We start from the raw sequence: 13,958 nt of genomic DNA, 5'->3' as shown, positions 1-13,958 counted from the left end.
ATTATATCCGGGCCGGACGACGGGTGACAGGTATCGAGCGTCAGTGTGGCATACTGTGGGACTTGAATATCGTTACCGGATGCTCGCGATGCCGATGAGAACGCGCCTCTTGCTGCTATTGTTGGGGGTTCCCCTAGGCGTGATGCTGCTGCTCTTCGCTCAGTCGATCAGGCACGACGCCGGGGTCCGCAAGGCAGCACTCGAGGCACGCTTGACCACTGGGGCCGAACTGTTGGCTCCGGCGCTGGGCGATGCGTTGTCCCGGGACCAGCCAGCAGCCCTGCACGAGTTGGCACAGCGGCTGCTGGACATCGACGAGGTCCGCTCGCTACGCATCCATGACAGCCGCGGCCAGACGCTGTTGCATCTCGGCCAGCAACAGGCCGATGTTGCCCCGCCGGGGACTCTCGGCACGCGCCTCGACACCCGAGGCGATCACTGGCACCTTAGCGTGCCGTTGCCACCCTTCCGGCAGGAAAGCGGCACGATACCCCCGACCCGCTGGTTGACCGTCGCCATCGATACCACATCGCTGGCGTTGGGCACCTATCGCCAGTCGGCCCTCGCCGGGCTGACCGGGCTGGTCGCCGGCCTGTTGCTGTTCCTGCTTGCCTACCTCGTCAGTCGCCGCCTGACACGACCGCTCCACGACATCCAGCAAGCCTTGCTTCGCCTCAATGCCGGCAACTATCAACATCGCATGCCCACGCGGGGATCCAAGGAAGCAGAACAGCTCGCTGCCGGCATCAACACCCTGGCCGAGCATCTGGCCCACGCCCGCGACGACATGCAACGGCATGTCGAACAGACGACCCAGGACCTCCAGGAGTCCATGGAAACCATCGAGATCAAGAACATCGAACTCGATATGGCGCACCGCCGAGCGCTGGAGGCCAACCGCATCAAGACCGAATTCCTGGCCAACATGAGCCACGAGATTCGCACCCCCTTGAATGGCATCATCGGTTTCTGCCAGTTACTGGGCCGCTCGCGTCTGAATGCCCGGCAACGCGAATGGCTGGAACACATGCAAAAGGCTTCTGACAGCCTGTTGTCGCTGATCAACGACATTCTCGATTTTTCCAAGATCGAGGCCGGCAAGCTGGAGTTCGAAGCCGTCAATCTCGACATGGTCACCCTGGTGGACGAGGTGCTGGGGTTGCAGGCTCCCCAAGCACACCAGAAACGCCTACACCTATTGGGGTTGGTCTATGATGACGTTCCTGCCCAGTTGCAGGGCGACCCGTTACGCATCAAGCAGGTGTTGACCAACCTGGTCCACAATGCCATCAAGTTTACCGATCGGGGCGAGGTGATCGTGAGGGTCATGGTCGAAGAGACCCAGACCACCCAGGTCACCCTCAAGATCAGCGTCAGCGATACGGGCATCGGCCTCACACCGGAGAGCCAGGAGCGGCTCTTCCAGGCCTTCAGCCAGGCCAGTGTCAGCGATACCCGCCAGTATGGCGGCACCGGCTTGGGGCTAATGATCTGCCGTCAGCTCGTCAGGCAGATGGGAGGCGAGATCGGCGTCGACAGTCAGCCAGACCGAGGCAGCACCTTTGCCTTTACCCTGCCACTGCTGGCAAGAAGCCTCGAGGAGCGCGCCCCCGAACTGGCACTCAATGGTGCCCCGATCGCCCTGTACGAACCCCATCTGCCAACGCGCCATGCCCTACTCCACCTGCTGAAATGCTGGGGAGCCCGCGTGACACTGATCGAGTCCTCTTCTCGCGTCGATGCCGAGCCCCCGGCACTGCTGCTGGCCGGCTTGCAAAACGAAGACCTCGACGGTGCGGCGCTTGCGAGCTGGCAGGCATGCCTCGATGCCATGCCTTGTCCCACCGTCCTGCTGATCAACGCCGATCCCTTCGACACCCCGGAATTGAGACTACGCCATGGTGGCGAGGTCTTGACTCGCCCGCTGTCGCGGCAGGCGCTGGCCGCGACTCTGGAGCACTGGCTCGATGCTCCTCCGACTCAGCCCCAAATGGTCACGCCCGCGTCTCCCCCTGCCTTGGCAAGGATTCTGGTGGTCGATGACACGGCTTCGAATCGCATGCTGATGAAGGAACTGCTCGACGACCTGGGACTGTCGTCGTTATTGGCCACCAGTGGCGAGGAAGCCCTGGCATTGGCCCAGAGCGAGTCGGTCGACCTGGTATTGATGGATATCCGCCTGCCCGGCATGGATGGCGTCGCTACGACTCATGCATTGCGCAAGCTGGGAGGCGTCTGGCGCCATTGTCCCATCATCGCCGTTACCGCCCATGCGCTGGAAGAGGAACGGCAGCGCCTATTGCACCATGGCATGCATGATGTGCTCATCAAGCCTCTCGATAGCCAGCTGCTGACCAACCTGCTCAGTCAGCACCTCAACCTGCCGCTGACGCCATCGACGATATCCTCTGAAACGCCTTCGGCGCTCGAGGCGGCTCCTGGCGACGAGCTGCCGATCGTCGACATGGCGCTCGGCACCACGCTCGCCGGGGGACGAGCAAGACTCGCCGAAGAGACCCTGACACACTTGCTGGACAACCTCGACGACAGCGATACCGCCCTGCGTCAAGCTTGGCAAGACGGCGATGCCGAGGCCTTCCTGGACGCCATCCATGCGCTCAACGGTGCCTGCCGTTACTGCGGAGTACCGCAACTGGCATTAGTGGCAGAAACGCTGGAAACACGGCTCCGCACACGCGGCCTCGACAAGGTGAAACCCTTGCTCGAGGAGCTCTTCGACGCCATGGAACGACTGCGTGCCTGGCAGGCGGAGAACGCCGCGGATCAGCCTTCGAGAACGACGAACGCGCAGGCCAACTCGTCCTCGTCGCTCAACGACAGATGAATGCTGCGAACGCCGGCGGCATCGGCCAACGCCTTGGCCTGACCCGATAGCACCAGAGACGGCCGCCCGAGGGCGTCATTGGTGACCTGGATCTCGTCCCAGCGCATGCCTCTACGCAGGCCAGTACCCAGCGCCTTGACGAACGCCTCCTTGGCGGCAAAGCGTTTGGCAAGATAAGCAGCCGGTAGCGGATGCGCGGCGAGACACTCGCGCTCGATATCCCCCAGCACGCGCAAGGCAAAACGCTCGCCGTGACGCGTCATGGCGGCGGAGAAGCGCTCGACACGCGCCAGGTCGGTACCGATACCGATGATCATGGGCAACAGCCGCCTCCGGCGTCATGTTCGTGATCGTGTTCCTCGAGGGCGGCCAGCAATCCGGCTTCCTGGCCGGCAATGGCCAGGCGCTTCATTTCGGCGACCGCCTCCTTGAGGCCCACGAATAACGCCCGTGCAATGATGGCATGGCCGATGTTGAGCTCGTGAAGACCGGCAATGGCGGCAATGGCTTCGACGTTGTGATAATGCAGACCGTGACCGGCATTGACCGTCAGCCCCAAGTCACCGGCCAGTTCCGCTGCCGCCGCGATCCGCGCATGCTCGATGCGTGCCTCCTCCCCTTGCGCCTCGGCGTAGGCACCGGTATGCAATTCGACGACCGGAGCCCCCACCGCCGCTGCCGTGCGAATCTGCTCGGATTCCGGATCGATGAACAACGACACCTGGCAGCCGACCGCAGCCAGACGCTCGCAGGCCTCGGCGATCGCTTGCCGATTGCCCACCACGTCCAAGCCACCCTCGGTGGTCAGCTCCTCACGTTTCTCGGGCACCAGACACACATGGGCGGGACGGAGCTCCTCGGCGAACGCGAGCATTTCCTCGGTCACGGCCATTTCGAGGTTCATGCGAGTATTGAGCATCTCCTTGAGCAAGCGCACGTCGCGCTCCTGGATATGCCGGCGATCTTCGCGCAGGTGCAGGGTAATGCCATCGGCACCGGCCTCTTCGGCCAGCAACGCCGCTTGCACCGGATCGGGATAACGTGTGCCGCGAGCCTGGCGCAGGGTCGCGATATGGTCGATATTGACGCCGAGCAGGATTCGGGGCGCATGCATAAGAGGGTCTCCGTGGAAAAGCTTGTCCAATCAGGATATCAGTTAACCACGCCGACGCGCGGCGAGCCGCTGCATCAGCTCGCGGGAACGCAAGGGAGCGTTACCCAGCAATGGCCCCAGCGCGGCTCGGGTCACGGACTTGGCAGGACCGGCCAGGCCTGGCGCGCCCCAATCCCCCTGGGCGAGCAGGCGCAGGGTGCGGCCATCGATCCCGCCAGGAGTGGCAGCGTCCAGCGCTGCGAAGCGACGCGCCTCGGCGCGATAGACATAGCGGCGCTGCGGATCGAGCTCAGCATCGTTCAGGTCGCAGAACAGGGGCGTGGCATCCAGCGCCTCGAGCACAGCGACCTCCAGGCGGCGCAGGGCCGGCGCGCGCGCCTCGGGACGCGGCAAGGCGTCGAGCACGGCCGCATAGAAAGCGAACACCTCGCGCACCGGGAGCAGTAACGGCAAGGCGCGGGTCAACAGTTCGTTGGCATAGAACCCGCACAGCAACCCTTCTCCCGCCAACAACGCGGTACCGCCATGGGACTCCATGAGCCGCAACCGCTTGAGATCGCCCTCGCCCACCCAGGTCACGTGAAGCGGCGCGAAGGGCTGCAAACGGGCACGCGACCGGCTGCTCGGTCGCTGCACGCCCTGCGCCACCGCCCGTACCCGGCCATGCTCCAGCGTCAGCAACTCGACCAGGGCGCTGGTCTCACGATAGGGCTGCTTGTGTAGAAGAAAGGCCGGTTCAGGAGTCATGGCACCTTCAGCTCGAAGCTCGAAGCTCGAAGCTCGAAGCTCGAAGCTCGAAGCTCGAAGCTCGAAGCTCGAAGCAATTAGTCTAGATCGTAACCCAGGCTTTTGAGTGCCCGATCATCGTCGGACCAGCCACGCTTGACCTTGACCCACAGATTGAGCATGACCTTGGCTCCCAGCGCTCGCTCCATGTCGAGGCGCGCCTCGCGGCCGATACTCTTGATCCGCTCGCCGTTCTCGCCGATCAGGATCTTCTTCTGCCCCTGGCGCTCGACCAGGATCAACGCGCTGATATGAATGACCCGGCCGGTATCGCGAAACTCCTCGATTTCCACGGTCATCTGGTAGGGCAACTCGTCGCCGAGCTGCCGCATGACCTTCTCGCGCACCAGCTCGGCAGCCAGGAAACGCTGGGTACGGTCGGTGACCTGGTCACCCGGATAGTAATGGATACTCTCGGGGAGATGCTTGGCAACCTCGGCCTCGAGCTCCAGAACATTGGTGCCGTGCTTGGCAGACAGAGGCAGGATGGCCGCGAACTCGCGCTTGCTGCCAAGCTGGTCGAGCCAGGGCAGCAAACTGCTCTTGTCCTCGAGCCAGTCGACCTTATTGATGACCAGAATCACCGGCGCCCGGACGTGGGTCAGTTTGTCGAGCACCGCCTGGTCTTCCGCAGTCCAGCGGGTGCGATCAATGATGAACACAACGCAATCGACATCTCGCAGCGCCTGGCTCGCCGCCTGGTTCATGAAGCGGTTGATGGCCTTGTTGCGATCCTTCGACATGATATGCATGCCGGGAGTATCGACATAGATGAACTGTGCCTCGCCCTCGGTCTTGATGCCCATCACCTGATGCCGCGTGGTCTGCGGACGACGCGAGGTGATGGAAATCTTCTGCCCAAGAATACGGTTCATCAATGTCGATTTGCCGACATTGGGCCGCCCGACGATGGCGACGAATCCACAGGTCTGGCTCATGAACGGCCTCCACGCGGCTCGAGCAGTTCGAGTGCCTTTGCCGCGGCCTGCTGCTCGGCATGGCGGCGACTGGAACCGATACCCAGGGTATGGCGGTTAAGCATTTCGACATGGCATTCGATGGTGAAGGTCTGGGCATGGGCCTCGCCTTCCACCGACAGCACCTCGTAACGTGGCAACGGCGACTGACGCGATTGCAGGAACTCCTGCAGTCGTGTCTTGGGATCCTTCTGAGTATCCTGCACGTCGATGGCCTCGAGACGCTCGGCATACCAGGACAATACTCTGGTCTTGGCCACATCCATGCCGGCATCCAGGTAGATGGCGCCGATCACCGCCTCCACGGCATCGGCCAGGATCGAATCACGGCGGTGACCACCGCTCTTCATCTCGCCGGACCCTAGACGAAGGCACTGGCCAAGCTCGAATTCCCGGGCCAGTTCGGCCAGCGTCTGTCCTTTGACCAGACGCGCCCGCAGCCGCGACAACTGGCCTTCACGTGCTGCAGGAAAACGACGAAACAGGGCCTCGGCAATCACAAAGTTGACGATGGAGTCGCCCAGGAATTCAAGACGCTCGTTATTCTGACCACCGTAGCTGCGATGGGTCATGGCCAATTCCAGCAAACCGATATCGGCGAATTCATGACCGATCCGTCGGCTGAAGGCATTCAAGGGGTTGCTCACGAAACTCCTGCTCTATCTCTTGTCATGTTGCCGGCGAATTCTCGCAGAGGCATGGATCCACCCGTGGCGGAGCGATGAGGGGGAGACTCACTGGATGTGGCGAATTGCCGTGAAACTCGGCAAACCACCATCCCAATGCATCCACACAGCGAAGGCCTTGCCAACGATATTCTCTTCCGGCACGAAACCCCAATAACGGCTGTCGTTGGAGTGGTCACGGTTATCACCCATCATGAAATAGTGCCCTTCCGGCACTTCGAGCTCCCTGACCTGCGGTCCCGGGTCCCGAGGATTATTGTAGATGCGGTGGCTGACCGCGCCTAATCGTTCTTCAAACAACAACTCATTGGGAGCCTCGCGGGGCACTTCTTCCAGCAGCGACTTGGACACCGGCTTACCGTTGACGAAGAGCTGCTTGCCCTCATAACGAATGTGATCACCCGGCAGCCCCACCACGCGCTTGATGAAATTGACGGAGGGCTCCTGAGGGAAACGGAACACCATGACATCACCACGCTCTGGCTCCCCCAGCTCGACGATTTCAGTATTGAGCACTGGCAGGCGCAGGCCGTAGGTGTACTTGTTGACCAGAATGAAGTCACCGATTTCCAGGGTCGGGCGCATCGAACCTGAAGGAATCTGGAAGGGCTCGACCACGAAGCTGCGCAACAGCAGTACCACCAACAACACAGGGAAGAAGGAGCGGGCGTAGTCGACGAGCCAGGGTTCCTTGGCCACGCGCCTGCGCGACGTCTCGTCCAGGCGTTCGCCGGTTTCGGCTTCGGCTGCCGCCACTCGCGCACGGCGTGCATTACCCAACCAGACGGCGTCGAGCAACCAGATCAATCCCGTAACGGCCACGGCCACTACCAGCAAAAGTGAAAAATCCATGCGTTTCCTCGTCCCTAGTCATTCACCTTGAGCACGGCGAGGAAGGCATCCTGAGGAATTTCCACCTTGCCAACCTGCTTCATGCGTTTCTTGCCCGCCTTCTGCTTTTCCAGCAGCTTCTTTTTGCGGGTCACGTCACCGCCGTAGCACTTGGCGGTGACGTTCTTGCGCAGCGCCTTGACGGTGGAGCGCGCCACCACCTGGCCGCCAATGGCTGCTTGAATCGCCACATCGAACATCTGCCGAGGAATCAGTTCCTTCATCTTCTCGACCAGCAGCCGCCCACGACCATGGGCGTGATCGCGGTGGATGATGACGGCCAGTGCGTCGACCTTGTCGCCGTTGATCAGCACATCGAGTCGCACCAGCTTGGCGGCTTCGAAACGTTCGAAATTGTAGTCCAGCGATGCGTAGCCCTTGGAAATCGACTTCAGACGATCGAAGAAATCCATCACCACTTCGCTCATGGGCAGTTCATAGATGAGCTGGATCTGGCTCCCGAGGAACTGCATGTCGCGTTGGGTACCGCGGCGCTGTTCACATTCGGCGATCACATTGCCGACGAACTCCTGTGGCACCAGGATGCTGGCCCGCACGATGGGCTCCCGCATCTCGTCGACGTTGGCCATGTCCGGCAATCTGGATGGATTGGAGACGTAGATCACCTCGCCGTTGTCCATGGCCAGTTCATAGACCACGGTAGGCGCGGTGGTCAGCAGATCGAGGTCGTATTCACGCTCCAGCCGCTCCTGAACGATCTCCATGTGCAGGGTGCCCAGGAAACCCACGCGAAACCCGAAGCCCAGAGCATCGGAGTTCTCCGGCTCATAGTCGAGGGAGGCATCGTTCAGGGCCAACTTCTCGAGGGCGTCACGAAAATCCTCGTAGTCGTCGGCACTGACCGGGAACATGCCGGCGTAGACCTGCGGCTTGACCTTCTGGAAGCCGGGCAGACGCGGAACGTCCGGGGTCTTGGCATGGGTGATGGTATCGCCCACCGGGGCGCCATGGATATCCTTGATCCCGGCAACCACGAACCCCACCTCACCAGCGCGCAGTATGCCGGTCTCGCGACGCAGCGGCGTGAAGATACCCACTTCGCTGGCCAACCAGTCGCGGCCGGTGGACTTCATGCGGATCTTGTCGCCCTTCTTCAGGGTGCCGTCGAAGATCCGTACCAATGACACCACGCCGAGGTAGTTGTCGAACCAGGAATCGACGATCAGCGCCTGTAGCGGCGCTTCGGGATCGCCCTTGGGCGGTGGAATGTCTCGCACCAGGCGCTCCAACAGGGCTTCCATGCCCATGCCGCTCTTGGCCGACACCTGACACGCATCGGTGGCATCGAGACCGATGATCTCCTCGATTTCCTGGGAGACCTTGTCGGGATCGGCCTGGGGAAGGTCCATCTTGTTGAGCACCGGGAGCACTTCCAGCCCTTGCTCAACGGCGGTGTAGCAGTTGGCCACCGACTGGGCCTCGACCCCTTGGGCGGCATCGACCACCAGCAGCGCCCCTTCACAGGCATACAGGGAACGCGATACTTCATAGGAGAAGTCGACGTGCCCGGGGGTATCGATGAAGTTGAGCTGGTAGGTCTTCCCGTCCTCGGCCTGGTAGTCCAGGGTCACGGACTGGGCCTTGATGGTGATGCCACGCTCACGTTCGATATCCATCGAATCGAGCACCTGCTCCTTCAGCTCACGGTCACTTAACCCACCGCAGATCTGGATGATGCGATCCGATAATGTGGACTTGCCGTGGTCGATGTGGGCGATGATCGAAAAATTTCGTATATGGCTGATCTTGCTACGTTTTTCGGTGGCTGTCATTCAATGGAATCCAAAACGTGTACGCGCTCATGTACAAGTTGATCAAGATACCTCTTCGAGCGCGCGAGAACTGATCAGCGCATTGTACCGGGATGCACCAGGCAGGAACAGCGAACCTCGCCGGAAAGGCGGGCACAACGCATGACGGGCCCCTGCGGGGCCCGTCATTCAAGGCAGGATGTCAGTTATTCGCTGTCCAAGCGCAACGCCACGAACAGCGACTGCCCCTCACGGTAAAGGCGTACCGGCACGGCACGATCGGCGTCCAGACCCTCGACCACCTCGACCAGTTGCTGAGGTGAGTCGACGTTCTGGTGATCGACCGCAACGATCACGTCGCCGGGACGAATACCGGCCGCCGCGGCGGCGCCGTCCGGAGCCACCTGGCGTACCAGGATTCCGCTGTCGATGCCCAGTTGCTGGCGTTCGTTGGCATCGAGCTCGCTGACCACAACCCCCAGTCGGGTCTGGCTGTCCGGCTGCGAGGAGGTGGGATCGCTGCTGCCGCCCCCCTCATCCGGCCAGTTGCCGACTTGGACCGTCTCGGTCCGGCGCTCACCGTCACGCATGATCGTCAAATCAACCTCGTTGCCGGGGCTGACGCGGCCGATCAGACGCGGCAGAGTACTGGACCGGTCGACTTCCTCACCGTTCACCTGGAGGATGACATCACCGGCCTGAAGACCATGCTCCGCCGCCGGCCCGTTGGGGGCCACGTCGGCGATGAGCGCACCTTTCGGCCCCTCCAGCCCAAAGGATTCGGCAAGATCGCTGGATACCGGCTGGATCACGACCCCCAGCCACCCGCGGCTGACATGCCCCTTTTCACGCAACTGATCGGCAATGTCCATGGCCACGCTGATGGGAATGGCGAACGACAGCCCCATGAAGCCGCCGCTGCGGGTGAAGATCTGCGAGTTGATACCCACCACCTCGCCATCGAGATTGAACAGCGGCCCCCCGGAATTGCCCGGATTGATGGCCACGTCGGTCTGGATGAAGGGCACATAGGCATCGCTGGGCAGGGTGCGGTTGATGGCACTGACGATCCCGGCGGTAACCGAATGGTCGAAACCGAACGGCGAACCGATGGCCGCGACCCACTCTCCGACCTGCAGGGTATCGGAATTGCCCACCTTCAGGGTCGGCAGATTCGAGGCCTCGACCTTGAGCAGGGCCACATCGGACTTGGTGTCGGAACCTACCAACTCAGCTTCAAGCTCGCGGCGGTCATTGAGGCGCACCAGGATCTCCTCGGCCCCCTCCACCACGTGGGCATTGGTCAAGATATAGCCGTCTTTACTGATGATGAACCCCGAACCCAGCGACTGGCGCTCCTCGCTGCGTCCGCCTCCTCCGCCAGGCGGCATCGGGAACTGGTCACCGAAAAAGCGCCGGAAGATTTCCGGGATCTCCTGGCCACCGGGTCCCTGAAATTGCATGCTGCGCGCCGGCACCTGGCGTGTCGACGAGATGTTGACGACGGCAGGTGCCGCATCTTTGACGAGATCGGTGAAGTTCGGCAATCGCTGTGCCCGGTCTTGAGCCAAAGCGGATTGCCACGCGAAGGCGGTCATCAGTAACAACAGCAACAGAGACAAATGTCGTGTCATGCGTTCCATGTAGAACTCCTACGGACTGCGTCGTTAACGCGAACTCACGTTTACCTCGTCAGGAGCATCCGCGGCGGGACACACCTGCGTTTCCTGAATCAACAAGCGGGGGCGAAAACGTGCGCCATGACGACGTTCATGCCACTGCACTCCCCCCCAACCCGCTGCCAACCCTGACGCGAAGGCCAGCGGAACCACGGCATGGCCGACGTTCAGAATGGCTTCGGCTAGCCCTCCCGCCAGCAATGCCGTCATCAGCGGCACCCCATAAACCACCAGGGCCCCTTGCAAAAACCGTGTGGCGGGCAATGCCACTTGCACTCGCTCGCCTTCCCGTAACGCGCGTTCACTGGCAACAGCAACGCGCTGGGCACGGACCGGACGAAAGCGCGCCAACAGGCCGCCGCCACAACCCTGTCGCGCCGTGCACTGCTGGCAGGACGAACGTTTGACGACCTCCACCCAGGCACCACCGGAAAAGGGCTCGACGACACGGGCCTCTTCGATCAGCAGTTGCGATACATCGGGAAGACGGGGCGACGCGGCATTCATGGTGACGCCTCCGTCGTGGTAGAAGATGCGGTCTGGTCCGGACGCCACTCCACCTGCTCGACGACCCTCAGCAATACCTGCGGAGGAACCTCGCCCATGACCACGACCTGCATCGGTTGCCCGCCGAGCTCCATATGCCGTACCGCGGCAAAGGAAATCCCCAGGCGATGCATGCCTGGCGCCAGCAGCGGATTGTCGCCATCGAGCGGCTCGACAAATAGGCTCAGGCTCGACAGGCCATCGCTGAACAACCGATGCCCGACCTCGGCATCATGCACCGAACTGGAAGTGATAACCGGCTGGGCGACATAGCCGGGCGGCAACCAGCCTGGCTGCCAGGGATCGGTAGGCGGTTCGTGCGGCTCATCGAGCACGACATACCCGTCATAAAGGGTCGGGCGTTCGAGATCGGTCATCTGAAAGGTTTCCAGCACCCGGCCATCGGTGTCGATCAACATTTGCTTGAGCGGCAACGCCGAGTCTCGATCCAGCCACAGGCGGTGGCCATAACGCATGCTGTCCAACGGCTCGACATCCAGGCGAACCGTACTGCGACCGGCAATGCGTTCCTCGCCCCCTAGACTCAAGCGGTAGTGCTCTTCGATGTGGGCCATGATCGCCGTCGGCGAGGCTGGCACGCGCTCCCCTTCCTGCGTCCAGGTGCCCCGACCAATGCGTCCACGACGCTCATGGACCACCGGCGGTCCATCGAGAAAACGCGCGACCTCGCGCTCGACACCCTCCTGAACATCATGGGAAAGCGCCAGCGTTCTCACGCCACTGCTGCTGATGCGTACCGCCCGCGCGCGAAAGACATAACAATGGTTGGCCCACAAGCTACGCTCGAACCAGTCGCTGGCGGACTCGGGAGCCGGACGATCGGCAAGCTCCCGGCAATCGAAACCGCGCTCGCCATCCCCCACCGTGTCCAGGGTCTCTAGCTCATTGGCCAACACGAGGCCCCCCGCCCCGATCCCCACTATCAGTATCGAGAACCGGGTAATCCGCTGCCCAAGGGTCAGCCCGAAGAACATCAGCGCTGCCCCAAGGTCTCGTACCCGGACGCCCTCAACAGTGGCATCCAGGCATCGCCACTACGATAGGAAGCTCCTTCGGCGTGGCGGTCGAGATAGGACTGCAATAGTCGAGCCTGTTCCATGTCATTGCGCTGGGACTGACGAGAGTTCGGCACCATGAACATCGGCGTGTCGACCGAGGAGCCGACGGTCATCGCCCCCTGGTTCGCGGAAGGCGACTGGAACAGCGGCAGATCGACGAGCGATGGACGTTCACCTGCGGAGCCCGAGCCGGCAGCGGCCGTGACCGGCCGGGCCTGGTTGTCATTCGAGAGACCCGTGGTGTTCCCCGCGGCTACCGTGGGATCACGCTGCTGTGTGCCACTGTTGTAGACCTGGACGCCCGTAATCACCATCAACGATACCGCTGCCGCGATAGCGGCACTGCCGGCAAAGGAGAAGGCGCCCTGGCGCTTGATGGACACCTTTTCCATTTCAGGCAAGGGTTCATCCTGCAACCTGGCCATGATCCCGGCCGAGAGATCGGTCCCGACATCGATATCAGGGTCATGTCGCATCAGGCTACGGACCAGATGGTAGCGTCGCCAGGCTTCAGCATTATCGGGAGACTCATCCAGCGCCTTGAGGACACGGCGCAACTCGAGTTCGTCACCTTCGTTGTCCATCAAGGCAGACAGCGATTCCCGTGCATTCTGGTTCATTACTCACACCCTCACACTCGACATGGTGCCATTCGAAAAGACGGCGGCTCATTGATCGGTTGTTGTACAGCCACTCACTCTGACGCTTACACCGCCCAACAGTTCAGCCAAATGTCATAAACACTGCATACTGGGTCATTCAGGAATCATGTCCTGGGTTCGCGACGTGGTGATCAGCGGCTGGATATGCTTATCGACCGCTTCCCGGGCACGAAAGATCCGTGACCTCACCGTCCCTACCGGACACTGCATGATATGAGCGATATCTTCGTAGGAGAGCCCATCCAGTTCTCGCAAGGTGATGGCGGTACGCAAGTCCTCGGGCAGTTTCTCGATCGCCTCGAACACCGCCGCCTCTAGCTGGTCACGGGCGATGGATGCCTCCGGCGACTCGATATCGGACAGACGCCCGCTATGGTCGACAACCTCGGCATCGACGATGTCCAGATCGCTGCCCGGCGGCCGCCGCCCACGTGACACCAGATGATTCTTGGCCGTGTTGATGGCAATGCGATACATCCAGGTATAGAAGGCGCTTTCCGAGCGAAACTTGCCCAACGCCCGGTACGCCTTGAGGAAGGCTTCCTGGGCCACATCGTGAACCTCGGCATGATCATGGACATAACGCCCGATCAGACCAATGATCTTGTGCTGGTATTTCTTGACCAGCAGGTCGAAGGCCCGAGTGTCCCCTTGCTGCGCTCGCTCGACGAGTTGTTGATCGGTTTCCCTGACGCCCATTCAACCCCTCCCTGAACAGGGAGACGACGTCGCCGTCACGGTAAGGCGTGCCGACCGTGCCACATACATGAAGAAAAAGCGGTTCATAACGTCAACCTGGACCCTGGTAGCAGACAATAATGGCTTCCGTCAGTGTTCCTGTTTATTGGCATTCCATCAAGCAGGGTCTGCCGACAACAATGCTGCGCTGAGACTGCGCAAACGAGCGGCAGTTCCCTCCCG

13 protein-coding genes are annotated in these 13,958 nt (G+C 61.6%); 1 reads left to right on the top strand and 12 read right to left on the bottom strand.

The features are described from left to right. The first annotated feature begins 88 nt into the window (after positions 1–88). A complete protein-coding gene (locus ACFOEV_RS08725; protein ID WP_386772910.1) occupies positions 89–2,845 on the top strand; it encodes an ATP-binding protein in 2,757 nt (918 codons plus the stop codon). On the opposite strand, the gene acpS is transcribed toward ACFOEV_RS08725, so the two are convergent. From acpS to rpoE, 12 genes are all read right to left on the bottom strand, one after another. After that, positions 2,785–3,162 carry a holo-ACP synthase gene (acpS, locus tag ACFOEV_RS08720; RefSeq protein WP_386772908.1) on the bottom strand — a complete coding sequence of 126 codons (378 nt, stop codon included), beginning with the start codon at positions 3,160–3,162 and terminating at the stop codon, positions 2,785–2,787. The two genes, ACFOEV_RS08725 and acpS, sit on opposite strands and share 61 nt — an antisense overlap. Next, on the bottom strand, positions 3,159–3,959 hold the full coding sequence (pdxJ, locus tag ACFOEV_RS08715; RefSeq protein WP_386772906.1) for a pyridoxine 5'-phosphate synthase: 801 nt from the start codon (positions 3,957–3,959) through the stop codon (positions 3,159–3,161). Before pdxJ ends, acpS begins: the two co-directional genes overlap by 4 nt. Positions 3,960–4,001: 42 nt before the next feature. Next, complete coding sequence (recO, locus tag ACFOEV_RS08710) at positions 4,002–4,706, bottom strand: DNA repair protein RecO (protein ID WP_386772904.1); 705 nt, start codon at positions 4,704–4,706, stop codon at positions 4,002–4,004. A 77-nt stretch (positions 4,707–4,783) separates the two neighbouring features. Continuing rightward, the gene (gene era, locus ACFOEV_RS08705; RefSeq protein WP_386772902.1) at positions 4,784–5,683 is read right to left on the bottom strand and encodes a GTPase Era; all 900 of its coding nucleotides are present in this window, start codon (positions 5,681–5,683) and stop codon (positions 4,784–4,786) included. Continuing rightward, a complete protein-coding gene (gene rnc / locus ACFOEV_RS08700; protein WP_386772900.1) occupies positions 5,680–6,369 on the bottom strand; it encodes a ribonuclease III in 690 nt (229 codons plus the stop codon). Before rnc ends, era begins: the two co-directional genes overlap by 4 nt. 87 nt (positions 6,370–6,456) lie before the next feature. After that, complete coding sequence (lepB, locus tag ACFOEV_RS08695) at positions 6,457–7,260, bottom strand: signal peptidase I (RefSeq protein WP_386772898.1); 804 nt, start codon at positions 7,258–7,260, stop codon at positions 6,457–6,459. A gap of 14 nt (positions 7,261–7,274) precedes the next feature. Then, positions 7,275–9,092: a translation elongation factor 4 gene (lepA, locus tag ACFOEV_RS08690; protein WP_386772896.1), complete on the bottom strand. Its 1,818-nt coding sequence runs from the start codon at positions 9,090–9,092 to the stop codon at positions 7,275–7,277. 185 nt (positions 9,093–9,277) lie between these two features. After that, complete coding sequence (locus tag ACFOEV_RS08685) at positions 9,278–10,714, bottom strand: DegQ family serine endoprotease (protein WP_386772894.1); 1,437 nt, start codon at positions 10,712–10,714, stop codon at positions 9,278–9,280. 24 nt (positions 10,715–10,738) lie between these two features. Continuing rightward, positions 10,739–11,257 (bottom strand): SoxR reducing system RseC family protein, encoded by a 519-nt coding sequence (locus ACFOEV_RS08680; protein WP_386772892.1) that lies wholly within the window; start codon positions 11,255–11,257, stop codon positions 10,739–10,741. Then, positions 11,254–12,291, bottom strand: coding sequence for a MucB/RseB C-terminal domain-containing protein (locus tag ACFOEV_RS08675; RefSeq protein WP_386772890.1), 1,038 nt, complete (start codon positions 12,289–12,291; stop codon positions 11,254–11,256). The genes ACFOEV_RS08680 and ACFOEV_RS08675 overlap by 4 nt, the downstream gene beginning before the upstream one ends. Further along, entirely contained in the window at positions 12,291–12,995 is a 705-nt protein-coding gene (locus ACFOEV_RS08670) for a sigma-E factor negative regulatory protein (RefSeq protein WP_386772888.1), read from the bottom strand. The genes ACFOEV_RS08675 and ACFOEV_RS08670 overlap by 1 nt, the downstream gene beginning before the upstream one ends. A 135-nt stretch (positions 12,996–13,130) precedes the next feature. Then, positions 13,131–13,736 (bottom strand): RNA polymerase sigma factor RpoE, encoded by a 606-nt coding sequence (rpoE, locus tag ACFOEV_RS08665; protein WP_386772886.1) that lies wholly within the window; start codon positions 13,734–13,736, stop codon positions 13,131–13,133. Between the last annotated feature and the right edge of the window lie 222 nt (positions 13,737–13,958).

Origin of the sequence: Litchfieldella rifensis, from assembly GCF_042646605.1 — a bacterium.
Classification (GTDB): Bacteria; Pseudomonadota; Gammaproteobacteria; order Pseudomonadales; family Halomonadaceae; genus Litchfieldella; species Litchfieldella rifensis.
This window is presented reverse-complemented; position numbering and strand designations above follow the sequence as displayed.